Annotated in this window: 25 protein-coding genes; 7 read left to right on the top strand and 18 right to left on the bottom strand. The window is 44.9% G+C overall.

Annotated elements, in window-relative coordinates:
• The first annotated feature begins 78 nt into the window (after positions 1–78).
• The 3 genes from D1970_RS14605 (at position 79) to ispG (ending at position 2,491) form a co-directional block, all read left to right on the top strand.
• Positions 79–858: a DUF1189 domain-containing protein gene (locus tag D1970_RS14605; protein WP_119113608.1), complete on the top strand. Its 780-nt coding sequence runs from the start codon at positions 79–81 to the stop codon at positions 856–858.
• An 87-nt stretch (positions 859–945) separates the two neighbouring features.
• Complete coding sequence (gene yqfZ, locus D1970_RS14600) at positions 946–1,287, top strand: protein YqfZ (RefSeq protein WP_119113607.1); 342 nt, start codon at positions 946–948, stop codon at positions 1,285–1,287.
• Positions 1,288–1,405: 118 nt separating this feature from the next.
• Positions 1,406–2,491: a flavodoxin-dependent (E)-4-hydroxy-3-methylbut-2-enyl-diphosphate synthase gene (gene ispG, locus D1970_RS14595; RefSeq protein ID WP_181213223.1), complete on the top strand. Its 1,086-nt coding sequence runs from the start codon at positions 1,406–1,408 to the stop codon at positions 2,489–2,491.
• A 46-nt stretch (positions 2,492–2,537) separates the two neighbouring features.
• Here ispG and D1970_RS22060 read toward each other — a convergent pair whose 3' ends face one another.
• Entirely contained in the window at positions 2,538–3,374 is an 837-nt protein-coding gene (locus tag D1970_RS22060; protein ID WP_142921020.1) for a DUF308 domain-containing protein, read from the bottom strand.
• A 165-nt stretch (positions 3,375–3,539) separates the two neighbouring features.
• On the opposite strand from D1970_RS22060, the gene D1970_RS14580 reads away from it, so the two are divergent.
• A complete protein-coding gene (locus D1970_RS14580; RefSeq protein WP_119113603.1) occupies positions 3,540–4,112 on the top strand; it encodes a hypothetical protein in 573 nt (190 codons plus the stop codon).
• 77 nt (positions 4,113–4,189) lie between these two features.
• Here D1970_RS14580 and zur read toward each other — a convergent pair whose 3' ends face one another.
• From zur to D1970_RS14565, 3 genes are read right to left on the bottom strand one after another with little or no spacing between them, the layout of a single operon-like run.
• Positions 4,190–4,603, bottom strand: a complete 414-nt coding sequence (gene zur, locus D1970_RS14575; protein WP_119113602.1) for a zinc uptake transcriptional repressor Zur — start codon at positions 4,601–4,603, stop codon at positions 4,190–4,192.
• 15 nt (positions 4,604–4,618) lie between these two features.
• Positions 4,619–5,446 carry a metal ABC transporter permease gene (locus D1970_RS14570; RefSeq protein WP_219915603.1) on the bottom strand — a complete coding sequence of 276 codons (828 nt, stop codon included), beginning with the start codon at positions 5,444–5,446 and terminating at the stop codon, positions 4,619–4,621.
• Positions 5,447–5,457: 11 nt separating this feature from the next.
• Positions 5,458–6,249 (bottom strand): metal ABC transporter ATP-binding protein, encoded by a 792-nt coding sequence (locus D1970_RS14565; RefSeq protein WP_119113749.1) that lies wholly within the window; start codon positions 6,247–6,249, stop codon positions 5,458–5,460.
• A 180-nt stretch (positions 6,250–6,429) separates the two neighbouring features.
• Here D1970_RS14565 and D1970_RS14560 point away from each other — a divergent pair, with 180 nt between their 5' ends.
• Positions 6,430–6,690, top strand: a complete 261-nt coding sequence (locus D1970_RS14560; RefSeq protein WP_119113600.1) for a DUF2624 domain-containing protein — start codon at positions 6,430–6,432, stop codon at positions 6,688–6,690.
• A 56-nt stretch (positions 6,691–6,746) separates the two neighbouring features.
• Here D1970_RS14560 and D1970_RS14555 read toward each other — a convergent pair whose 3' ends face one another.
• Together D1970_RS14555 and D1970_RS14550 are read right to left on the bottom strand one after the other, a co-directional pair.
• Entirely contained in the window at positions 6,747–7,640 is an 894-nt protein-coding gene (locus D1970_RS14555) for a deoxyribonuclease IV (RefSeq protein ID WP_119113599.1), read from the bottom strand.
• Between the two features lie 39 nt (positions 7,641–7,679).
• Positions 7,680–8,993, bottom strand: a complete 1,314-nt coding sequence (locus D1970_RS14550; protein WP_119113598.1) for a DEAD/DEAH box helicase — start codon at positions 8,991–8,993, stop codon at positions 7,680–7,682.
• Positions 8,994–9,222: 229 nt separating this feature from the next.
• Here D1970_RS14550 and vrrA point away from each other — a divergent pair, with 229 nt between their 5' ends.
• Positions 9,223–9,831 carry a VrrA/YqfQ family protein gene (gene vrrA / locus D1970_RS14545; RefSeq protein WP_246369975.1) on the top strand — a complete coding sequence of 203 codons (609 nt, stop codon included), beginning with the start codon at positions 9,223–9,225 and terminating at the stop codon, positions 9,829–9,831.
• 101 nt (positions 9,832–9,932) lie between these two features.
• The gene (locus tag D1970_RS14540; RefSeq protein ID WP_119113597.1) at positions 9,933–10,886 is read left to right on the top strand and encodes a 4-hydroxy-3-methylbut-2-enyl diphosphate reductase; all 954 of its coding nucleotides are present in this window, start codon (positions 9,933–9,935) and stop codon (positions 10,884–10,886) included.
• Between the two features lie 531 nt (positions 10,887–11,417).
• Here the strand turns inward: D1970_RS14540 and D1970_RS14535 are convergent.
• The 12 genes from D1970_RS14535 to recO all read right to left on the bottom strand — a co-directional run bounded on the left by D1970_RS14535 (position 11,418) and on the right by recO (position 24,694).
• Positions 11,418–12,533, bottom strand: a complete 1,116-nt coding sequence (locus tag D1970_RS14535) for a Nif3-like dinuclear metal center hexameric protein (RefSeq protein WP_119113596.1) — start codon at positions 12,531–12,533, stop codon at positions 11,418–11,420.
• On the bottom strand, positions 12,530–13,243 hold the full coding sequence (locus tag D1970_RS14530) for a tRNA (adenine(22)-N(1))-methyltransferase (RefSeq protein WP_119113595.1): 714 nt from the start codon (positions 13,241–13,243) through the stop codon (positions 12,530–12,532). The genes D1970_RS14535 and D1970_RS14530 overlap by 4 nt, the downstream gene beginning before the upstream one ends.
• A gap of 104 nt (positions 13,244–13,347) precedes the next feature.
• Positions 13,348–13,710: a cytochrome c550 gene (cccA, locus tag D1970_RS14525; protein WP_119113594.1), complete on the bottom strand. Its 363-nt coding sequence runs from the start codon at positions 13,708–13,710 to the stop codon at positions 13,348–13,350.
• 167 nt (positions 13,711–13,877) lie between these two features.
• Positions 13,878–15,017 (bottom strand): acyl-CoA dehydrogenase family protein, encoded by a 1,140-nt coding sequence (locus D1970_RS14520; protein ID WP_119113593.1) that lies wholly within the window; start codon positions 15,015–15,017, stop codon positions 13,878–13,880.
• Positions 15,018–15,374: 357 nt separating this feature from the next.
• Positions 15,375–16,499 (bottom strand): RNA polymerase sigma factor RpoD, encoded by a 1,125-nt coding sequence (gene rpoD / locus D1970_RS14515; protein WP_119113592.1) that lies wholly within the window; start codon positions 16,497–16,499, stop codon positions 15,375–15,377.
• 42 nt (positions 16,500–16,541) lie between these two features.
• Positions 16,542–18,344, bottom strand: coding sequence for a DNA primase (dnaG, locus tag D1970_RS14510; protein WP_119113591.1), 1,803 nt, complete (start codon positions 18,342–18,344; stop codon positions 16,542–16,544).
• 43 nt (positions 18,345–18,387) lie between these two features.
• Positions 18,388–18,819, bottom strand: a complete 432-nt coding sequence (locus tag D1970_RS14505) for a YaiI/YqxD family protein (RefSeq protein ID WP_219915587.1) — start codon at positions 18,817–18,819, stop codon at positions 18,388–18,390.
• Between the two features lie 279 nt (positions 18,820–19,098).
• Positions 19,099–19,917, bottom strand: a complete 819-nt coding sequence (locus D1970_RS14500; protein WP_119113589.1) for a pyruvate, water dikinase regulatory protein — start codon at positions 19,915–19,917, stop codon at positions 19,099–19,101.
• Positions 19,918–19,950: 33 nt separating this feature from the next.
• Positions 19,951–20,613, bottom strand: coding sequence for a transcriptional regulator CcpN (gene ccpN / locus D1970_RS14495; RefSeq protein WP_219915586.1), 663 nt, complete (start codon positions 20,611–20,613; stop codon positions 19,951–19,953).
• A 66-nt stretch (positions 20,614–20,679) separates the two neighbouring features.
• A complete protein-coding gene (glyS, locus tag D1970_RS14490) occupies positions 20,680–22,752 on the bottom strand; it encodes a glycine--tRNA ligase subunit beta (RefSeq protein ID WP_119113588.1) in 2,073 nt (690 codons plus the stop codon).
• Positions 22,745–23,635, bottom strand: a complete 891-nt coding sequence (gene glyQ / locus D1970_RS14485; protein WP_119113587.1) for a glycine--tRNA ligase subunit alpha — start codon at positions 23,633–23,635, stop codon at positions 22,745–22,747. Before glyQ ends, glyS begins: the two co-directional genes overlap by 8 nt.
• Positions 23,636–23,941: 306 nt before the next feature.
• Positions 23,942–24,694 carry a DNA repair protein RecO gene (gene recO, locus D1970_RS14480; RefSeq protein ID WP_119113586.1) on the bottom strand — a complete coding sequence of 251 codons (753 nt, stop codon included), beginning with the start codon at positions 24,692–24,694 and terminating at the stop codon, positions 23,942–23,944.
• Positions 24,695–24,719: the final 25 nt, after the last annotated feature.

Here is a 24,719-nt window from a genome sequence, read left to right as displayed (position 1 = left end):
GAACACCCATTTATTACTTGTTAATCCGCCCCCTTAGGGATAAAATAAAGCCTGAATCTAGTAAAGGACGTGAAATGATTGAATATCTTCAAACAGTATTATAAAAGCCTTTTCTCCCCAAAAGATATAGCTATGTTTCGTTTTCAGGGGATTGGAAAGTCAATCCTTTACGTTTTCCTTCTCACACTCATATTCTCTCTTCCCGACATGGTATATTACAGCAAAGAAGTTGCGACAAGTGTGTCGGCGGTTAAAGAGTCCTTCAGCGAAGATGTCCCTTCCTTCGTCATTGAAGATGGCGTGCTGAGTTCAGAGAACAAGGAACCTTACAGTGAAAGAAAAGGAGACCTTGGCATTGTCGTTGATTCCAGCGGAGCCCTGGAGCCTTCCGATATTCGGGCAATGGGTGAGACACTCGCTTTTTTAAAGAATGAATTGGTTTGGACTGTTGGCGGTAAGAATGAAACCATTCCCTATACTATGTTTGCAGGTGCGCCATTCAGCAATAAAGACGTCGAAAGCTTTTTCACGTTCGCAAATGATTCCCTGGCTATTTTCATTCCCATTCTGGTTCTGACGCTCTATATTACATACTTAGGGATGAAATTCATCGAAGTGACATTCCTGGCATTTTTCGGACTGCTGTTAAAAAACCTTGCGGGCCGAAAACTCCAATACAGGCATCTCTGGAGAATGTCTGCATACAGCATCACCATGTCCACCACATTTTTCACCATTATGGCACTGCTGAAAACGCAGGTGCCGTCAGGCTTCATGATTAACTGGTTTGTTTCAGCGACCATTTTATTGCTGGCTATAAAGGAAGTTCCAGCTTCAAAAAAAGCTAAAAAGCAATAAACGCACCCGAATTTCGGGTGTTTTTTTGTTCTATTTTTCCTCCCTCCTGCATAAAATGGACAAACCCCATTTAGGAGGTAATTTTCGATGAAGCGGATTGGCGGCCTTTTATTACTGTTGATGCTAATTTATTCAATATATATCGATTTAACCGTTGGCACCATTCCAACAGTCGTGGGCGGCTCTAAACCTGCAAGCATCCAACAAACGGATGCAAAGCCTGAAGGAACAAGCAATTTAGCCTACTTCAATTATAAAGTAAAGCCCGGCGATACTGTTCTTTCCGTTCTCGAAAAACAAATCGGCGGGCCACTTCCCGTACCTGTGACGAAAGCGGTAGATGATTTCCAAAAATTAAACGGGAAAAGACCTGAGAATATAAATTTCGGTAAGACATACAAATTTCCAGATTACGGCCAGGCCGACTAAAGAGGGACGCAGTTAACATTCCTTGTCAAGGTTTGGGATACACTGATAAAATAGAGTCAGGACATTTATCTTTAAGTCCATTTAACGTTCACAAAGGAGCGAATCACCATTGAGTGAAATCATACATCGAACCAAGACACGGCCTGTCAAAGTAGGAAACCTTACGATAGGCGGGAATAATGAAGTGATCATCCAAAGCATGACTACCACCAAAACACATGACGTCGAGGCAACGGTTGCTGAAATCAAGCGCCTCGAAGAAGCCGGCTGTCAGATTGTCAGAGTTGCTTGCCCCGATGAACGGGCAGCAAACGCCATTGCAGACATCAAGAAGCAGATCAATATCCCGCTCGTAGTCGATATCCATTTCGATTACAGGCTGGCATTGAAAGCAATTGAAGGCGGTGCCGACAAAATCCGGATTAATCCCGGCAATATCGGTAAGCGCGAAAAGGTTGAAGCAGTGGTCAATGCTGCAAAAGAGCGCGGAATCCCTATCCGGATTGGCGTGAATGCCGGATCGCTGGAACGCCGGATTCTTGAAAAATACGGCTACCCAACGGCTGACGGAATGGTTGAAAGCGCCCTTCATCATATTAAGATTCTTGAAGACCTCGACTTTCATGACATTATCGTTTCGATGAAGGCATCAGACGTTAATCTGGCCATCGAAGCATATGAAAAGGCAGCCAAAGCTTTTGATTATCCGCTTCACCTTGGCATTACGGAGTCAGGCACACTGTTTGCCGGAACTGTAAAAAGTGCAGCCGGTTTAGGTGCCATTCTAAGTAAGGGGATTGGAAATACGCTCCGCATCAGTCTGAGCGCTGATCCTGTCGAGGAAGTAAAAGTGGCCCGGGAGCTGCTGAAAAGCTTCGGTCTTGCTGCAAACGCCGCTACCCTCATTTCCTGCCCGACATGCGGCAGAATTGAGATTGACTTGATCAGTATTGCCAATGAAGTGGAAGAGTATATCAGTACGATTAAAGCACCTATAAAAGTCGCTGTACTTGGTTGTGCCGTAAACGGCCCGGGGGAAGCCCGTGAGGCGGATATAGGCATTGCAGGTGCGCGTGGAGAAGGCCTTCTGTTCCGCAAAGGAGAGATTGTCCGAAAGGTTCCTGAAGATCAGCTTGTTGATGAATTGAAAAAGGAAATTGACAAGATTGCAGCAGAAAAGCTGGCAGAAATGGCTAATTCATAAAAGAAAGCCCGGAGAACAATCCCGGGCTTTTTTTGCTCCACATTATCTATCGGTAAAACGGCAGGATGAACAGACCAATAATAATTGATACTGCCCCAACCCCAATAGCCCAACCTCCAAGTGAACGTGCTCCTCTTTTTATAGCAACGTAACCAAGCACCATCCCTGCGATTCCAAGAAAAACAGGCAATACGAATAAAGAAAGGATAGACAGCGCAAGTGCGGAAAATCCCATTATCATGCCGCTGTTCTCGGTATCTGTTTCAGCTGATCCTTCTTGTTTTGCTGTTCTTTCCCGCAGGCCGCTTACAGGCGCAGCGATTTCGGCTGCAGTCTCTTCTCGGTACCCATCTTGGCGGTCACGAATTCCATTTTGGTTCGTAACAGAGATTTGATCAAATTCTGCTGAATCAGGTATATCAGATTCTGAAGAGATATTTCTCCCGGACATACTAGATGACGTATAGCTTATGTTTGAGCCGGTCCCTGATGACAATTGGCTCGCTCCTGAGTTGTCCCCAGCGGATGAACGGCTGCCTGAATCAGAGCTTGAACTCATCCGCCCAGAGCTAAAATCCGTCCCGGATGAGCTACTTGTGCCAAAGCCGCCACCGCCCGTTGATGAACGGTTGTTTGAGTCAAAGCCTGAACCCATGCGTCCAGAACTATTATTTGTCCCAGATCTTGAGTTATTAGAGCCCTTGCCAATTGAAGAAGAGCTCTTGCCTGAGTCAGTGCTGCTTGTGTCATAATTGCCTGTGCCATATCCAGTGTCTGAAGACTGGTAGCCTGCACCCGGTTCAGTGCCCCAAGTTCTACCGCTGGAAAGTTTTGGTTCGTTTATATATTGCTGCTTATCATTGTTCCGGTTTTGATCTGCCACTCTAATCCCTCGCTTTCATTGTGGAGCAGTCTTATTGTTTACAGACCGTCATTGATTTAATATGTCAATGTTTAACTCGTTTGAAGAAAAGCGGAAGACTTTGTATGGGACAGCAGGTTTTTTTGATAAAATAGACTAAAACATACATTCAAGGAGACATCTCGGATGAAAAAAAGGTTTGGCATCGATATTGACGGAACAGTAACCTGCCCCTCTTCCATGGTTCCGTTTCTTAACAGGGACTTCCAGTTGAATATCACACTCCAGGACATCAAACAATATGATTTGCTGCCATTAGTGACAGTAAGCCGGAAAGAATTTGCGGAATGGTTCGTGAAAAACGAACCAGCCATCTACAGTACTTCCCCTTTAGCCAAGGGAGCGAAACAAACCTTGCGATCCTGGGAAAAACAGCACGAACTGTACTTTATAAGCGCAAGGGGCAATCACCTCCTTGAACTGACAAAAGATTGGTTCAGCAGCAATGAACTGCTGTATCACCATATTGAACTGATTGGGAGCCACGATAAAGTCGCGGCTGCTAAAACTTTTGAAGTAGACATCTTTTTTGAAGACAAGCACGATAACGCTGTTACAATCAATGAAGAATGCAACATTCCAGTCATTCTCTTTAATACTCCCTATAACCAGGAGCCAATTCCAGATGGAGTAGCAAGAGTGAATAATTGGGAGGAAGCGAATGTTTGGGTTGAAAACTGGTTGCGCAATAACACTTAAGAATATAAAAACGCCCTTGCCAACTTCATGGCAAGGGCTGTTTTATTTAATGTGCGGCTTTTAGAATGGCCTTAAAATCAAGAATGACACTCAGGACAGCGTCCGTAAATCTCAAACTTATGTCCCGAGATATCGTAACCACCAAGATTATCAGGCAGCGCCTTCATAGGGCACATTTCAATTTCTTTCGTTTTTCCACAGTCAAGGCAAATAAAATGATGATGATGAAGATCATGAGAACATGTAAAGCGGAAGTGCTTTTCCCCCGACAGCTCTGTCATCTCCAGGACGCCAAGTTCAGCAAATAAAGAAAGATTCCGGTAGATGGTATCAAAGCTCAGGCCAGGGTACTGATCCTTCATTTTCTCTAGCACATCTCTCGCTGTTAAATATTTATTGCTTTCCGAGAACAGCTGGAGCATTTCCTCCCTTTTCCCGGTGTGTTTATAGCCTTTATCTTTCAGCAGGTTCATCGCTTCATTTACATTCATTTCATCACCCCCGTTTTATACAGCACTTGAGGTTCGCATTTTTTTCCACAATACCGTAATGACCAGAATCAGCACGGCTATCATGACAATCGTTCCTCCTGGTGCAAGGTCGAGATTGTAGGAAAGGACAAGTCCGCCTAGCACCGCAGCTTCCCCGAACAATACGGAATAGAGAATGGCCTGACGGAATCCTTTGGCAATCCTGATACTGGCCGCAACTGGGAGGGTCATAAGAGATGAAACAAGAAGGACACCGACGATCCTCATAGATGCCGCAATGACCAGCGCAACCATTACAATAAAAATAAAGTGGATAGCTTTTGCTGGAATTCCCGTTGCGCGTGCATATTCTTCATCAAATGAAAGCAGGAACAGTTCTTTATACAATAAACCGATAACCGCAATGACAGCGATGCTGATCAGCACAACTGTCCACAGGTCTGTCCTGCTGACGGCACTCACACTGCCAAACAAATAGCTGAATAAATCTGTATTGAAGCCGTCTGCAAGGGATATGAATATAACCCCAAGTCCAATTCCGCTTGACAGAATGATCGGTATTGCAAGCTCCTGGTAGTGCTTGTAAACAGTACGCAATTTTTCTATAAAAAGCGAACCTGCAACAGAGAAAGCCATACCCATGTACAGCGGGTTAATGCCGCTGAAAACGACTGTTTGTTTGCCGAGAAGAAGACTGAACGCAATTCCTGCAAGCGTCACATGACTTAAGGCATCAGCAATAAGCGAAAGCCTTCGTACGACAACAAAAACACCTAAAAGCGGGGCAACTACCCCAATGACCATGCCTGCCAAAAAAGCATTTTGCAAAAATTCATATTCCATTAATCCTGTAATCACTTTATGTCCTCCCCATTTTTCCCATTATGATGGTCATGAGAGAGAACACGGACACCGTGTCCGTAAATTCCAGACAAATCCTCCATCTTCTGCTCCTCAAACTCCCTCGTGCTTCCGTGGAAAAACAGTTCCTTGTTCAAACAAGCGACGGTTGTTACTTTGTCGGATACAGCTCCTATGTCATGGGTTACCATCAACAGCGTAAGGCCTTTATCCTTGTTTAGCTTGCCAAGCAATTCATAAAACGACTGCACACTTTTGGCATCAACACCCACTGTAGGTTCATCCAGAACGAGCAGTTCAGGCTCGCTCACAAGCGCCCTGGCAATAAACACTCTTTGCTGCTGTCCTCCCGAGAGTTCCCCGATATTCCTGTCGGCGAATTTCTCCATTCCAACAGCTGAAATGGACAGGTCAACCTTTTCGCGGTCCGCCCTTTTCATGAAGCGAAACAGCCCCATTTTCTTTGTCAAACCACTGGAAACAACTTCAAAAACCGTTGCAGGAAAACCAGAATTGAAAGAATTCGCTTTTTGGGATACAAAACCTATTTTTTGCCTTTCCCTGAATTGGCTGATATCTTTACCAAACATCCTGATTTCACCTTTTTGCGGCTTCAGAAGTCCCAGAATCAGCTTTAACAGCGTTGATTTCCCGGAGCCATTCGGTCCGACAACCGCAAGAAAGGTTCCTCTTTCTATTTCAAGATTTACATTTTCAAGTACGTTTTCTTTATCATAACGGTACGATAAACCTTTTATCTCGATCAATGGGTATTTCTTTTTCATATCATTCACCCGCAAAATAAGAATCATTACGATTTACATTCTGTAGTATAACGGAATAAGCACTGTTTGTAAACTGTCTGGCCCGGTCTATCGGCCAAACAGAAAAATTTTTTACCAGGCTTGCTTTTTTAGTCACGCAATCACCAAACGCATCATACGCTTCTATGAGGAGTGATGATATTGAAAATTTTTGAGACCATCATTAATCATAAAATAAACACCATTACTGCAGAAGAATTGTTGAAGTATGCTTCCCAATTCGATGTTAAGATTACCAGGCTGCAGGCAGTGAAACTTGCTGATTATCTCAGGGGGAAAGACGTCAATATTTTTGATGACCAGGAACGGACTTCTCTTGTTAAACAAATTGCCGTCGTTGCCGGCCCCCAAACAGCCAGAGAAGTGAACAAACTGTTTCTTCAGTTTGCAAAAAAGCAATAAAGCGACAAAAAAAAGGGAAAAGCTGCCAACAGGCACCTTTTCCCTTTTGGTTATCTTTATCCCTGCAGAATCAAATTCAGCAGGTTCTCTTCGAATTTCTTGTTCTTAAGCATTTCAATTTCATTTTTATATGGTGCTTTTTTATTATTTTTATCCTCTCCGACATACGGAGTCTCAAGGATTTTCGGGATATTCTCAAGCCGGGGATGATGAACGATATAGCTTAATGCCTCAAACCCGATGTGACCGAAACCAATGTTTTCGTGGCGGTCTTTTTTCATTCCCCTCGCATTTTTGCTGTCATTGATATGAAGGACCTTCAGCCTGTCAAGACCGATGATTTTATCGAATTCTTCCAAAACACCGTCAAAATCGCCAACAATATCATATCCTGCATCATGCGTATGGCAGGTGTCGAAACAAACCGAAAGCTTATCATTATAGGTAACCCCATCCATAATCATGGCAAGCTCTTCAAAGTTTTTTCCACACTCCGATCCTTTTCCGGCCATCGTTTCGAGGGCAATCTGGAGCTTTTCATTTCCTGTCAGCACCTCATTGATCCCTTCAACGATCTTTTTAATCCCAGTCTCAGTGCCCGCGCCGATATGTGCTCCTGGATGGAGAACGATCTGCTTGGCGCCGATGGCTTCCGTCCGTTCTATTTCACTGCGCAAGAAACGGACGCCCAACTCAAATGTACTGGCATTTTCACTGTTTCCAATATTGATGATGTAAGGGGCATGGACGATGATTTCTTCAATCCCATTTTCCTCCATATGCCTTCTTCCAGCTTCAATATTAAGGTCTTCTATCTTTTTTCGTCTAGTGTTTTGAGGTGCCCCAGTGTAAATCATGAAGGTGTTGGCACCATAGGATACCGCTTCTTCACTTGCGGCAAGGAGCATTTTCTTTCCGCTCATTGATACATGCGAACCGATTTTCACTATTCCATCTCTCCCTTTTACTGGAAGGCGTTTGTTTGTCGCCTATTTTCTATTTTGAAGCCGTCTCGCACGTTTTTTTATTTTCTTAATATCAGCCTGCATTTTCTTTTTGTAACCTGGCTTAACTTTTGCCGGTTTCCGGACAAGGGATTGCGCCCGCGCATCTGTTTCGTCATCCTGCTTTTTCCGCTTTTTCCGCTTGTTTCTTTCACCGATTTCTACCCATTCACCTTTTTGGATATCAACGCTCTTAAAGGTGATTCCCATTTTTTCCAGCCTGTTTAGGGCATCCTCATCAGAGGTTTCATAAACGGTGAGGGCAATCCCAGATTGACCTGCCCTTGCTGTCCTTCCCACCCTGTGAATATAAAAATCAAGATCAGGAGGAAGCTCGTAGTTGATGATATGGCTGACGCCTTCAATGTCGATTCCCCTTGCAGCAAGGTCTGTTGCGACAATATATTGAAACTCCAGGTCTTTGACCTGTTTCATGACTCTTTTGCGTTCACGCGGATTTAAGTCACCATGGATTCTGCCGACCTTCACTCCCTGTGCAAGCAGCGCATCTGCTACTTCATCTGCTTTTTTCTTCGTGTTTGTGAACACAATTGCCAGATATGGATTGAATGCTGTAAGAGCAGAATGGATAAGGCTTGTTTTATTCCTGTGCCTTGTCGGCATGATCAAGTGCTCAATATTTTGGGCTGCCGCCTGGCTCGGATCTATTTGAATGTATTTAGGGTTCTCCATGTACTTTTTCAGGAAAGGCTTCAGCTTTTCAGGGATAGTTGCAGAAAAAACAAGCATTTGCAGCTTTTCTGGCATCCTCGCGGCAAATTGGTCAACATCATGAATAAATCCCATGTCGAGCATCAGATCCGCTTCGTCCACGATTAGAAACGATGCCTTATGGAGATTTAGTGCCTGTTCTTTCACAAGGTCATTGATCCTTCCCGGCGTTCCAACGACGATATGCGGCTGAGTCTTCAGCTTGTCGATCATTCTCTGCTTATCCGTACCGCCTACAAAACAACGTGCCGTAATTTTGCCACTCTCCGGCGCAAACTCTGTTATCTTCAGGATTTCCTGGTAAATCTGGTTTGCAAGCTCCCTTGTCGGTGCAGTAATTACAGCCTGAACCTCATTTTTAGAAGGGTCAATCCCTTCAATGACCGGGAGAATATATGCGTGGGTCTTCCCTGTCCCCGTCTGTGACTGGCCAATCGCGCTGACGCCTTTTAAAATGACTGGAATTATCCGTTCTTGGATTTCGGTTGGTTCATAAAAGCCAAGCTCTCTGACTGCCTCTATGATAAATGGCTGAAACCGGTATTTCTCAAACTTTGTATCATTCATATTACAAGCTCCTTTTAATTCGTTTCTGGAGTTCATGCACTGGTCGAATTTTGCAGGTCCATCACATCATTATAATAAACAACTGAGGAAATCTCCAATTAAGTTTATCTTAACCGTTATCCCGAAAAAAACAAACCTATATATCCACTGCTGTCCCTCATTTTCCCAAACCAAATGGATGAAAATGCATATTCTAAAATGAGAGACATTTTGAAAAGGAGGAGTGAAGATGCGATACGGACCCCGGATGCAAATAGGGCCAGGGATGATGAGCCCGTCTCCAGGCTTCATTGGACCGGGTTATACCGGGTTTGGCCCAGGCAGCGCAAGACTAGGCTTCCCCTCAGGCAGGATGCCAGGAGCAGGTCCCCTGGCGGGGATGGGCAGGCGGGCAAGACAAGGCGGAGGCCTTCTTGCAAGACTGCTCGGAAGGGGGAACCCGTCAGGAGGAATGGCAAGTTTCCCTGGCGCGGGCGCGGCAGGAAGAACAGGCGGAGGGTTGTTGCAAGCATTTGCCAATCCTGGATCCATCAATGGATTTTTGGCAAATACCCAGCAGGTTTTGAGGACAGCACAGACATTCGGCCCCATGGTTAAGCAATACGGGCCGCTTGTACGAAACCTGCCATCGATGTGGAAGCTTTACAGAGAGCTGAAGAACGCTCCCGATCATGATAGTGAAGGCCAGGACAATGAGGATAAAGGGGCAGAAACATTAAGCCCTGACATAGCCGAGATAGCACATAGCAAAGAAGTGCATAAAATGGAATCCCCGAAAAAAAAAGGAAAAACACAAGCTAAGGCAAGAGGAGCTTCTCTTCCTAAACTTTACGTTTAAAAACCTGCAATTCCCGCCTGGAGAAAAGTATTTTTGTATTCTGTTTTTAAGTTTTATATAATAAGGGCATGGAAACAGAGTTATCTCCAGGAGGATGGCCAATGAATGTAATCAAAATTTCGCCGCGAGGCTATTGCTATGGGGTTGTAGACGCCATGGTTATAGCTAGGAACGCGGCATTGGATAAAAGCCTGCCGAGGCCTATTTATATACTTGGAATGATCGTTCATAACAAACATGTGACCGATGCGTTCGCAGAAGAAGGAATCATCACGCTCGACGGAAATAACCGAATGGAAATTCTTGACCAAGTTGAGAACGGGACAGTGATTTTCACCGCACACGGAATCTCCCCTGAAGTAAGGGAGCTTGCTGTTAAAAAGGGACTTGTTACAATTGATGCCACATGCCCGGATGTAACCAAAACCCATGATTTAATCCTTGAAAAAACAGCAGAGGGATATGAGGTTATATATATCGGTAAAAAAGGCCATCCAGAGCCGGAAGGTGCGATAGGCGTTTCTCCTGATCACGTGCATCTTGTAGAAACGGAGGCCGATGCTTCGGCACTCGATGTTCAGTCACCAAAACTCATTGTGACGAACCAGACAACAATGAGCCAATGGGATGTCGCGGACATTATGGAAAGGGTGAAAGAAAAATACCCTCAGGCCGAAGTCCACAGGGAAATATGCATGGCCACCCAAGTCCGCCAAGAAGCGGTAGCCCAACAGGCTGAAAATGCCGACGTGCTAATAGTGGTTGGAGACCCTAAGAGCAACAACTCCAACAGGCTTGCCCAGGTCTCGGAAGAAATAGCAGGTACAAAAGCTTACAGGATTGCCGATATATCCGAACTGAAACTGGATTGGCTAAAAGGCGCAAAAACAGTCGCCGTAACAGCAGGCGCCTCTACCCCGACGCCAATCACGAAGGAAGTCATCACTTTTCTGGAACAGTACAGTGAGGAAGATGAAAGTACATGGGCAAAGGAAAAGAAAGTGCCACTGAATAAAATCCTACCGAAAGTCAAGAAAAGCGAAAGCGCCCGTTAAGCGCCGTATGGACTGGAGCACACCGACTGAGATAAAGGAAACACGAAGAGCAGCGCGATTCGATGTTGACTTATCGTAGGAAGGTGGGCGAAGTCCACTAGGCGCTGGGCGCTACAGCTGGACAAAGAAAAGCGAAAGCGCCCGTTAAGCGCCGTATGGACTGGAGCACACCCAATCTAGCTGCGGCTCCTAGCCCCTCGAGGTCATAAGCTGTACTGCTTTGTGGCAAACTACGCCACGCCGCAGTCCATCTTATGCTTGTCGGGGCTGGACAGTCGCCTCGCCTTTTAATGACTGAGATAAAGGAAACACGAAGAGCGGAGCGATTCGATGTTGACTTATCGTAGGGAGGTGGGCGAAGTCCACTAGGCGCTGGGCGCTATAGCTAGACAAAGAAAAGCGGAAGCGCACGTTAAGCGCCGTATGGACTGGAGCACACCGTCACGACTAAAGGAAGTCTAAAAAAACGTTACCCGTAACTAAAAAAAATCCCGGCCAAATGAATGGTCCGGGATTTTTTTTGTCATAATGTCAAAGAAACTTGAATGGATCGGTATTTATTTGCGAAGGAAAGATAAAAACATCGTACCCTTTTTCAATGCACAAATCGGTGAGCACTTTTGCCGTCCCGGCCTTCATGACTTTTTCCACGTGATGCCCCGAGTCAACCATATTCAATCCTGCCATGAGCGCATCGTGAGCAGTATGATAATAAATGTCCCCTGTGACATATACGTCGGCACCCCTGAACTTTGCTTGCGAAAAATATTTGTTTCCATCTCCGCCAAGCACAGCAACTTTGTTGATTTTTGCATTTAGGTCACCGACAACCCGGAGGGATTCCACATCAAGCGCCTGCTTCACATGCTCGGCAAATTCTTGCAGTGTCATTTCGTCTACTTTTCCAATCCGGCCAAGCCCAAGTTCCTCACCTTTGTTTCCGAGGTGATACACATCGTATGCTGCCTCTTCATAAGGATGGGCGCGGAGAATGGACCCCAGCACTCTCTTTTCGATGCTTTCAGGATAAATGGTCTCAATCCTTGTTTCACCTACAGCTTCAATCTTTCCCTTTTCTCCGATGTAAGGATTTGTTCCTTCCCCCGGAAGGAATCTTCCTGTTCCATCGGCGGAGAACGAACAGTGGCTGTAGTCCCCTATAGCTCCTGCACCAGCCCTTCCGAGCGCTTCACGCAGCGTTTCTGCATGTTCATTGGGTACGTAAACCACTAGCTTCTTCAGTTTATCCTCAAAAGTAGGGACAAGAACCTCCGCATCACGGAGCCCCAGCGCTGATGCTAGCAGATCATTGACTCCTCCTGGCGCAACATCGAGATTCGTGTGCGCAGCGTATACCGCGATGTCGTGTTTAATTAGCTTGGTTACAATTCGGCCGGCGGCAGTATCGGAAGTTACTTTCTGAAGCGGCCTGAAAATAGGCGGATGGTGGGCAATGATTAGCTGGACATTTTTTTCAATCGCTTCATCAATAACATCTTCAAGAACGTCCAGCGTTACCATGACATTCTTTACGGTTCCCTTAAGGGAACCAACCTGAAGGCCCACTTTATCGCCTTCCATTGCATATGCTTTTGGCGCAAACTGTTCAAAAAGGGCAATGATTTCATGTCCATTCACTTTTTTCACTGGCTTAGGGCCTCCTCTGTCATCAAGATTTTCGCCTGAATTTCCTGCTTTTTATTTTCCGTACCTTCGCTGTGTCCCGCTTCCTTCAGCTGCTCCAGGATTCTCTCCCAATTCAACAATTCAGCATTCCACTTTTCCCTAAATGATTCATTGCATTCCTTCAGCAGGAACGGGCCGAAAAATTTTTCCGCCGTAAAATTCTCCTCAGTGTAAGGCCGTAGAGGCTCGCCTCTTTCGGCTGCAAGGATTTCATAAATCTTTCCGTCTTCTTTCAAAATTCTTTCAGATATCAGTTCCCATTTGTTTCTGATCAGCCATTCCCTTACAGCGAATGCGCCTACGTTGGGCTGCAGAATCAGCCTCTTAACTTCTCCAAGCTTATCCTTTCCATTCTCAAGGATGCTGGCAATAAGGGCGCCCCCCATTCCGGCGATTGTTATGCAGTCCACTTCTCCGGGGGTTACAACCTCAAGGCCATCCCCTTTCCTAACATCAATTTTCTTGGTCAGCCCTTCCTTCTTGACCTGGCTGGCTGCTGACAGATAAGGCCCCTTTGCTACTTCTCCTGCCACAGCAAAAGAAACTGCCCCTGTTTTGACAGCATAACACGGCAAATAGGCATGGTCCGATCCTATATCAGCAATCCTGCTCCCTGAAGGAATATATTCTGCGACTGCTGTCAGCCGCTCTGATAACTTTTCCGTATTCATTAATTCCACCTACTAATCCCAAAATAAAGCGCCGGACAGCATTCCCCGCTTTATACTAGTATAAAAAAAGTCCTTTGCAGTTGCAAAGGACGTGACAAAATAAATTATTTCATTTTAGAAAGCCATTTTGCCATTTCTTCTTCTTTACCAGCAACAAGGCCGCCTGGCATGCCAGAGCCTTTACCATTAACAAGGATATCCTTAACTTGATCCTTGGAATATTTTCCGCCGACCTTTTTCAGGCTAGGACCGACAACACCCTGGTACTGATCTCCGTGGCAGCTTGCACAGGACTGCTTGTAAATATCCTCAGGATTAGCAGCAACCTCTTCAGTTTTCTTTCCCCCATCCTTCTTTTCTTCCGCCACTTGCTTGGCATCTCCAAGACCTTTAAATGACAGCGCGAACATTAGGACGATCCCCATTACCATAATTACAACAAACGGCATGATTGGATTCCGGTTCATAATATACCCCTCCTTTTTTATGTATGGCTTTCCCATCGTTCTATAACAATTGCAAACACTTTTATTTTACTTGAAAAATGTTGCGAGGAAAAGCAAAAAAGCAAACTTTGTCACACTAGTTCATAATTTAGACAAAAAAACCTCATCCGAGGATGAAGTTTTTCAGATTAACAGCCTAAAAGCCTAGCAATGACCATCCTTTGAACTTCGGAAGTTCCTTCGCCAATTTCCAACAACTTTGCATCTCTCATATAACGTTCCACATGGTACTCTTTCATATAGCCATACCCCCCGTGGATCTGTACAGCTTGATCAGCGACTTCCATGGCAATCTCAGAGGCATAGAGCTTGCACATGGAAGCTTCCTTTGTGAAAGGGCGGCCCTGGTCTTTCAGCCACGCTGCTTTATGCACCATGTTTCTCGCAAGCTCAACTTTCATCGCCATATCTGCCAGCTTGAACTGGATTGCCTGGAATTCGGATAAAGAACGGCCAAACTGCCTTCTTTCACTAGAATACTGGAGCGCTTTTTCTAATGCCGCCGCCGCAATGCCCACAGCCATGGCACCGATGCCAATCCTGCCACCGTCAAGAGTGATGAGGAACTGTTTAAAGCCTTCCCCTTTCTTCCCCAGAAGATTGCCAACAGGAACCCTGACATCCTCAAGCACCAGCTCTGTTGTGTTAGAGCTGTGCAATCCCATTTTCTCGTAGTTGTCGATGACAGAAAACCCATCGGCATCAGTTGGGACTATGATGGCACTGATTTCTTTCCTTCCCTCTTTCTCATCAGTGACAGCTGTAAGTGCCAGGTGTTTCGCGTAACTGGCATTGGTGATGAAGCATTTATTTCCATTGATGATGAATTCGCCATTTTCCTCTATCGCCCTTGTTCTTGTTCCCCCTGCATCGGACCCCGCACCCGGTTCTGTAAGGCCAAATGCTCCAAGGGATTCACCGTTACATATTGGAGCAAGGTATCGCTGCTTCTGTTCTTCTGTGCCAAACAAGTTGAGCGGAGCACCGCCAAGAGATATATGAGCCGAATAAGTGATCCCTGTTGAAGCACATGCTTTACTCAATTCCTCAGTCACAATGGCAAAGCTAATTGTATCTGCACCGGCACCGCCATACTCTTCCGGAAAAGGAAGGCCAAGCATGCCCATATCGCCTAATTTTTTGAATATTTCCTTAGGAAATGCCTTTGTACGGTCACGTTCGAGAGCTCCGGGAGCAACTTCCTCAACGGCAAATTCTCTGATAGTCCGTCTGATCATTTCCTGTTCCTGTGTTAAATCAAAATTCATTTCCATCCCCCTTAAGCTGTATGAATGCGTTTGCAATTCTATTATATAAGGGTTGACTAACTTTTCTCAACATTTAAAAATATTCAAATATTAAATCATTATTTAACGATAACAATAACATGAAAAATATATATTAATTTAAACGTGAATTCAGCACTCAAATTTAATCTCCATTTGCAAAATGAGAGACAATTCAGTAAAATAGAGTAAAAATGCAGAATAACACGATGAAAGTTCGATAAAAAGAAAATTGCAAGCGCTGCTACATCCTGCAGCCATCTAACGGAGCAATGTAAAGAAAATAAAAAAGGAATAATTTGCTTTCCATACGAAAGCAAATTATTCCCTGTCATCATTCTATTCTAAAAAGTCTTTTAAACGTTTGCTGCGGCTTGGATGCCTTAGCTTTCTTAATGCCTTTGCTTCAATCTGGCGGATCCGCTCACGGGTAACACCGAATACTTTTCCTACTTCTTCAAGTGTACGTGTGCGTCCGTCATCAAGCCCGAAACGAAGCCTGAGAACATTTTCTTCCCGATCCGTCAGCGTGTCAAGAACATCTTCAAGTTGCTCTTTTAACAGCTCATAAGCAGCATGTTCTGAAGGTGATGTTGCGTCCTGGTCCTCGATGAAATCCCCCAGATGGGAATCATCCTCTTCGCCGATAGGCGTTTCAAGAGATACAGGCTCCTGCGCAATTTTCAGAATCTCCCTCACTTTTTCAGGCGTTAGATCCATATCTTCTGCAATTTCTTCCGGAGAAGGCTCTCTTCCAAGATCCTGCAGAAGCTGTCTTTGGACTCTAATCAACTTATTGATCGTTTCAACCATATGGACCGGAATCCTGATTGTCCTGGCCTGGTCCGCAATCGCCCTAGTGATAGCCTGACGGATCCACCAAGTAGCGTATGTGCTGAACTTGTAGCCTTTTCTATAGTCAAACTTTTCAACAGCTTTGATCAACCCCATATTTCCTTCCTGAATCAAATCAAGAAACAGCATTCCGCGGCCAACATAGCGCTTGGCAATACTGACAACGAGACGCAGGTTTGCTTCCGCGAGACGGCGTTTTGCTTCCTCGTCCCCTTGTTCTATCCGCTTTGCAAGGCTAATTTCTTCCTCAGCAGAAAGAAGGTCGACGCGCCCGATTTCTTTCAGGTACATTCTTACAGGGTCATTGATTTTCACACCCGGAGGAACGCTCAAATCATTGAGATCAAATTCCTCTTCGTTTTTCGCAAGTTGCTGTACGTTGGGGTCAGCCTCTTCACTCTCCCCGACTAGCTCCACTCCCTGATCGCCAAGGAACTCATAGAACTCATCCATCTGATCCGAATCGAGTTCAAAACTTGCCAGTCTTTCGGCAATATCATCATAAGCAAGGACTCCGGTTTTTTTGCCCAGTTCCGTTAACTGGTCTTTTGCATGTTCAAGGGTCACTTCTGGGTCGACCTCTTTAGAACGGGCTGACTTTTCAGCCATATGTCCCCCTCCTTCCAAGAATCAAAACATAATCCGCATCATCTATAATGTTTTTCGCATCTGGATGATTTCCATTGCGATTGAGGCTGCGCGCACAAAGTCATTCTCTCGTTCCGCTGCTTTTTCCTCTGCTTCTTTTTCTTTTATTTTTAACATTTTTTGATAATTCAACACCTGCTTGATATAATCAGATAACTCCTGCTCACTGATTTCCGGGCAGATGGACATCATTTCAATGTCAGCAACAACCCTTTTTAGCTTATTATCCTGAAGATAATTTAAGAACGCTGCCGGGTCGGGGTCAAGCCCTTTTTCATAAAAACCAAATAAGTAGGTAATGATTGCCTGATGTTCATCAATATTGAATACGCTGCCCCCAAGCATTTCCCTGGCTTTATAAGCAATGTCGGCATCTCTCATCATGTGTGCGATCAGATGCCTTTCAGCATTATAAAAGGCCGGTTTTAAGCCGGTCTGCCTGACAGGGGCGAAACTTACCTTTTCCCGCCGGGAGCCTTTCTCCTTCCCGGAAGGCGGGCTCTGTACTTCTTTGACCTGCTGGCTAAGCGCATCAAGCGATAACGAGAACTCGCCCGCCAGCTGCCGAAGGTACAAATCCTTCTCAACCGCTTTTTCAAGCCTTGCAATTTCAGCTAATACTTCTTCTATATACTGCAGGCGATCTCCTTCATTTTGAAGGTTTTTTCCCCGCCTGAAGTACAGCATTTTGAAAGACATTAGCGTAAGGCTTGAACCAATTACATCTTTCTTGAACTTATCGTCGCCATGCCTTCTGATGTAGTCATCAGGATCAAGCCCTTCTGGCATAACGGCGACCTTTACAGTACAGCCTGCTTCCCCGAGCGCTGTTGCAGCCCGGTAGGCAGCCTCAATTCCGGCGTTATCGGAATCGTAGCAGATTATTACAGACTCGACATTTCGTTTTAGAATTGAAATATGCTCGTCTGTGAGAGATGTTCCCATTGTGGCAACACCGTTTTCAACTCCTGACCTGTCCGCCGCAATTACATCGGCAAACCCTTCAAACAAGACGGCTTGCTGCTGCTTTCTTATGCTTGGACGGGCACGGCTGAAGTTGTATAAAATTTTGCTTTTATTAAAGATCGCTGTTTCCGGACTATTTAAATATTTGGGCTCATCGGCCCCAAGGGATCTTCCGGAAAAAGCAATCGTACTGCCCTGATGGTCGAAAATCGGGAACATAATTCTGTCCCTGAACCTGTCAAAGTAAGTCCCGTCCCGTTCCTTTTTGATGACAAGGCCGGATTTCTCCATCACGTCCTGCTCAAAACCTCTTTTCTTCAAGAGGTTTGCTGCAAAGTCCCATGATGGAAGAGAATATCCAATCTGAAATTTCTCAATGGACTCTTTTGAAAAGCCGCGGTTAAGAAGATACTCAAGCGCATGCTGGCCTTCCGCGGTATTGACAAGCAAGTGATGGTAAAACTTCTTCAGCAGTTCATGTGCATCCAGCATTGAGCGAATATTTTCAGGAACTTTCCTCTTCCCCGCTGGAGCTGCTGCTTCAAGGCCAAGCTGGATATTTGCCCTTTCAGCAAGCTTGATTGCTGCTTCCTGAAAAGAAAGCCCTTCAATCTCCATTAAAAAAGAAAAAACATTTCCACCCGCACCGCAGCCAAAACAGTGATAAATTTGCTTATCTGGAGAAACAGAAAACGATGGTGAATTTTCCCCATGAAAAGGACAGAGTCCAAAATAGTTGCGGCCCTGCTTTTTGAGCTGGACGTATTCACCCACAATATCAACAATTTCTACTGCCTGCCGGACTTCATTCAGTTTTTCTTCGGCAATCCTCTCCGCCATGATCACCGCTCCATTTTCAGTTGTTACTCATTTCCCAGGTGTATTAGTCACTATTCGACAAAAGCTTTGCCAATTCCTTCACAAATCTTTCCCTGTCTTCCGAACGGAAAGCTCTGGGCCCTTTCCCGAAATGCCCCTGCCTCCTAGCCTTTGCTGACAGGTGGCGAATCTCGAGCTGCAATTGAATCTCATCTTCCTCATACAACATCCCCCTTGGTGAAAGGACATAAACCTTTTTCCCAAGCAAGGCAGCAGCCAGCCCAATATCCTGAGTTACTGCAATGTCTCCCCTGTTTGCATGGTTCATAATATACAGGTCCGCTGCATCGCTTCCAGGGTCCACGTATATCCATGTTTCTGGACCGGATTCAGTCAGCATATGGTCATATGAAGCAACAAAGACAGGTTGAACATTATGCAATGAAGCTATTTCGACAATTTCTTTTTTTACCGGACACGAATCAGCATCAACCAAAATAGTCCGGCTCTTTAATTTACTAGTATTTATTCTACATCACTCCGCAAACTCCTTCTTTAAGCCCGGAAATTTTAGAATAGAATTTTGTCGATTTTTTTTGTCGCTATTTTCTTGACATGTGACAATAAATAGTTTATTCGTTATTTGCCAAGTCTAAACCCTATCTTGGCCTTTTTATCACAATTTTTTATTATAGTATAGAAAAGGCAAAATAGCTATTATTTTTTCTTGACAAAAAGACTTTTCTGCAAAAAGAAGAGCACATAGAAAAATGTGCTAGATAGTCGAAGTTTTTTTGTGTATTAGGGATAAAATTACATTGGCTGTTTCTTCCACAGCTTTATTGGTTACATCGATAACCGGGCACCCAATCCGGCTGGCAACACTTTCGAAATATACTGCTTCTTCATTGATACGTTCGATAGTTGCATAACTTGCTGTATCATTCAGTCCGAGGGATATAAGTCTTTCGCGCCGTATTTCGTTTAGCTTGCCGGCTGAAATTCTCAAACCAAAGCATTTCTCCTTCGGTACCCGGAATAGCTCTTCAGGCGGGTCGACCTCGGGAACGATTGGCACATTGGCAACCTTCAGCCTTTTATGAGCAAGGTATTGGGACAATGGCGTTTTAGATGTCCTTGAAACTCCGATCAAAACGATATCCGCCTTCATGATTCCCCTCGGGTCTCTTCCATCATCATACTTTACGGCAAATTCTACCGCTTCGACTTTTCTGAAGTAATCCTCGTCAAGCTTGCGGACAAGTCCTGGTTCAAACATCGGAACCTCTCCGCTTAAATCCGAAACTTTTTTCATTAAGGGACCAAGAATATCGACAGCAGGAACTCCTTCCCTTAATGACGCTGATCTCATATGTTCGTTGATTTCAGGTTTCACAAGGGTATATGCAATCATCCCGCCATCCAGTTTCGCCAGCGTGATGACTTCTTCTACGTTTGAAGTATCTTCAACAAACGGAAACCTTTTTATAATAATATTTGAAGCCGCAAATTGGCTGGCAGCGGCTTTCGTTACCAGTTCAGCCGTTTCTCCGACAGAATCGGAAACGACATAAATAGTTGTCTGTTGATTCATTTCCAGACCCAGCTCCTCATTTCATGGCATCCTTTATTCATCGGCGAGCGTTACAAAAGCTTTCGTAATGTTTGTCTTGGTCAGCCTTCCAACGATTTCGAGGCCTCCTGGAGATTCCTTGACGACAGGCAATGCATCTATCTGCCGTTCAATCAGCTTTTTCGCAGCCTCTATCAGGAGATCATCGCGCTCACAGAAGGTAATATTCGGCATCCTTGTCATGATTATATTGACAGGCAAATGATTCAGATCCTGTTTGCCAATACTCGCCCTCAGCAAATCCTTTCTTGAAAGAACACCTGCCAAATGGGATGCTCCATCAGCAACAAAGAGTGTCCCCACATCCTCAAGGAACATCGTACAAATCGCATCGTAAACTGATACATTTTCGCTGATAACGACCGGGATTGACTGATAGTCCTTCACAAACAGCTTTTTCAGATTTTCTGTTAAAAGCTGGGTCCCTGATTTCCCTGTGTAAAAATAACCTACTCTCGGCCTTGCATCAAGAAACCCAGCCATTGTTAAAATCGCCAGGTCCGGCCTTAGTGTTGCCCTGGTAAGGTTTAATCTGTCAGCAATATGCTCGCCTGTAATTGGACCGCTTTCCTTGACAATTTCCAGAATTAGTTCTTGGCGCTTATTCAGTTCTATTTGACTCACCACCTGACCGTATGTTTCAATAACAGGCCACATTTTTCACCCAAAAACATACTTCCTGTACGGAAAGGCCTGCCTTTAAGAGGCAGGCGCATAACCGTTTTACTTCACGATGATTTCATTCACTTTTGCAAGCTTCATAATCAGCACCGAGATTGCTGCCATCAAATTCAAACGGTTTTCCCTTACACCCTGATTGTCAGCCATAATCATATTCTGATCAAAATAATCATTTATAAATGGCTTAAGTTCAATCAATGTTTGATAGAGATCTCCGGCTTCGATTCCCGCTTCTGCTTTTCGGGCTGCATCGATATATTTATCATGCAAAACATTTTCGGAAGGATTTTCAAACAGATTAGGATCTATATCCCCCATTACTTCTGCTTTGGCGGCAATATTCAGCACCCTGCTCAATGATTCCATACTCTCTTTAAATCCGGCTTCGTCTTTGTGCTCCTGGATGACAGCCGCTTTTTTCATCAGTCCTGGTATTGAACCAAGCTCTCCGCCCAAAACAGCATCAATAATATCATAACTAATGCCCTGCTCCTGAAGCAGATGCTTGATTCTCAGCTTAAAGAATTGGCATAAATCCTTATAAATTTCCTCGTTATCTCTCTTGGCTATGCCTGCTTCGCTAACCAGGCTGAGTGAAAGCCCGATCAGGGACTCTAGCGGAACACCCCAGTTTTTCCCTACCAGTGTCTGGGCAATACCGGCCGCCTGCCTCCGCAAAGCGTAAGGATCCTGTGACCCGCTCGGAATCACCCCAATTGCAAAGAAAGATACAATTGTATCTAATTTGTCAGAGATGGCCACTACAGCGCCAGCATCACTTTCTGCCGTGCTGTCATCGGCATTCCGTGGCATATAGTGTTCATTGATTGCATGAGCAACTGCTTCAGACTCTCCCTTTTGGACAGCGTATTTTTCACCCATGATTCCCTGCAGTTCAGGAAATTCATACACCATTTGCGTGACCAAGTCGAATTTGCAGATTTTAGCTGCCCTGTCTGCAGCTTTTGCAGCTTCCTCATCAATGCCTGTACGTTCCGCGATCAGATTGGCCAATTTCCTGACTCTTGCTGTCTTTTCGGAAAGAGTTCCGATTTCTTCATGGTAAACAATGTTTCCTAATTTCTTTAATGCATCTTCAATCCGTAGCTTTTTATCCTCACGGTAGAAGAAAGCGGCATCTGAAAGCCTTGCCCTAAGAACCTTTTCATTCCCTCGTGCAACAGTCTCTATATGGAGATGGTCTCCATTCCTTACTGTCACAAAGCGAGGAAGCAGGTCACCGCTCTTTGACTTAACCGGGAAGTAGCGTTGATGCTCCTTCATTGATGTAATAAGTACTTCCTCCGGGATTTCCAGATATTCTTCCTCAAATTTCCCATAAAGTGCGGTTGGATATTCCACAAGGTTCGTGACCTCCTGAAGCAAATCGGCATCGATTGGAATAACCCAGCCGTTTTCTTCTTCGATCTTTTCAAGCTGCGACAAGATAGCTTGCTTGCGGCTTTCTGCGTCCGCGACAACATACTGGCCCAGCAATGCCTCTTCATAGCCTTCCGGCAAATCCAGAACCGTTTCTGAGCCAAGGAACCGATGGCCTCTCGTTACTTTCCCGGTATTTACGCCGGCAACTGAAAAAGGAATGACTTCCTGGCCAAATAATGCCACAATCCATTTGATCGGGCGAATGAACCGGAGTTCTTCATCACCCCACCGCATGTTTTTAGGAAAATTCAGGGAAGTAATCAATCCTTTTATTTCAGCGAGAAGACTAAATGTCTCCTGTCCCTCAATAAATTTTTTCACATGGGCGTATTCAACCCCATTGATTTCTTTGAAAAAAATATCTTCAACAGTCATTCCCTGTCCGCGGGTAAACCCTTCAGCGGCCTTCGACCATTGTCCATCGGGAGTAACGGCAATTTTTTTAGCCGGTCCTTTTGCTTCCTCATGGCTGTCTTCCTGCCGTTCAGCAACGTCAGATACAAGGACAGCGAGGCGGCGAGGAGAAGAAAACAACTGAACCTTGCCGTAGCTGATATTTTTTTTATCCAGCCAGCCTGTCATTTTCTCTCCAAGCTGACGGATTGAGTTATCGATAAATCTGGCCGGCATTTCTTCAAGGCCTACTTCAAGCAACAAATTTCGCTTATTCATGCTCTGCCTGCTCCTTCCGCTTTAAAATAGGAAAACCAAGCTTTTCCCTTTCCTCATAAAAAGTCTTTGCAATTTTCTTTGCAAGGTTTCGGCATCTGGCAATGTAGCCCGTTCTTTCGGTCACAGAGATGGCTCCCCTCGCATCAAGCAGGTTGAACACATGGGAACACTTCAGGACATAGTCATACGCTGGATGGACAAGTCCTTCATCCATTTGCCTGTGCGCTTCTTTCTCATAGGTGTTAAAGAGGTTAAAGAGCATTTCCATATCAGACGTTTCAAATGTGTATTTGGAATGTTCATATTCAGGCTGTCCAAAAATGTCCCTGACCGTGAAGCCATTCGTCCACTCCAAGTCAAACACATTCTCTTTGTCCTGAATATAGGACGCAAGACGCTCAATTCCATAAGTAATTTCTACAGAAACAGGCCGGCATTCAAGCCCTCCTACTTGTTGAAAATACGTAAACTGGGTAATTTCCATTCCGTCCAGCCATACTTCCCAGCCCAATCCAGCACAGCCGAGGGAAGGGTTCTCCCAATTATCCTCAACAAACCGGATATCATGCTCAAGCGGATCAATGCCCAGCGCCTTAAGGGAATCAAGATAAAGTTCCTGAATATTGTCAGGAGATGGCTTGATGATGACCTGGAACTGGTGGTGCTGGTACAGGCGGTTCGGGTTTTCACCGTAACGTCCATCTGCAGGCCTTCGAGATGGTTCAACATAGGCCACGCTCCATGGCTCAGGGCCTATCGCACGAAGAAAAGTATAAGGGCTCATTGTTCCGGCACCCTTTTCGACGTCATATGCCTGCATTAATATACAGCCTTGTTGGGACCAGTGCTTCTGCAATGTTAGAATCATATTCTGGATATTCATTGTGACACCTCCATAGGGTTTTATGTTGCAATAGCAGAACCAAAAATTTTTTTAAAATCAAAAAACTCCCGTCTCTATGCCAGTTATGGCATAGGGACGAGAGTTACCCGCGGTTCCACCCTATTTGCTGCAAATGCAGCCTCTTTAAATACCAGTCGCTCCGGAACGCCTTCCTTATTCCTCTGCAACCCGGCTCACACCATCCCGGGATCGCTTTTACAGGGTGGATAAGTACTCTTCTCCATCTCAGCAACATATGCAATATTACTTTGAATCATAACGAAAACCTGAAGCGTTGTCAATACGCTAAAGCTTACCTTTTAAACCGCCCATCTGGTTAAGAAACCTTTTGGTCTTTAAATGAAGGCCTGAATATTCTTCGTAATAAGCTGTTATGACCTTCTTCAATTCCGCCTTCGTCTCTTCCTTTACCGATATATTCCCGAGGCGGGAAAGGTCCAGCATATAGAAAAGGCGCAAGAGCTTCACAGCACCCGACGAAATCTTAAAGTGATACGGGTCTATTCCAAGACACTGGTGGCAGAGCAATCCGCCTTCCCTGATGGAAAAAGCGAAGACCCCTTCCCTGTTTCCGCAATTCACACATTTATCAAGAACAGGATACAGTCCTAAAACATTCAGCATCTTCATTTCATAAATGTTTGCCAGTATCTCCGGATCATACTCTTCATTAACATATTGAAGCGTTTGGTACAAAAGTTCGAATAAAAAAGGATTGGGTTTTTTTTCGTCTGTACTCTTATCCGTTAATTCAGCAATATAGCTGGCGTAAGCCGTCAAAAAAATATCCTCGCGTATGCTTCTCATCGATGAAACCATGTCACCTTGCTGTAAGGTGCCTAGCCCGCTGCCCCGCTGGACTAGAAAATAACCGTATGTAAAAAGCTGGGTGACAGCGGAGAGCCTGCTATTTGGCTTTTTTGCGCCTCTTGCCATCACGCCAACTTTTCCCCATTCACGCGTATATAAAGTTACAATTTTATTTGTTTCTCCATAATCAGTCGTTCTGATTACAATTCCTTCGCATTTTTCGAGCATCTTCTTCACTCACCGTCCAGTGCTG

The organism is Mesobacillus zeae (assembly GCF_003570705.1).
Classification (GTDB): domain Bacteria; phylum Bacillota; class Bacilli; order Bacillales; family Cytobacillaceae; genus Mesobacillus_C; species Mesobacillus_C zeae.
This window is presented reverse-complemented; position numbering and strand designations above follow the sequence as displayed.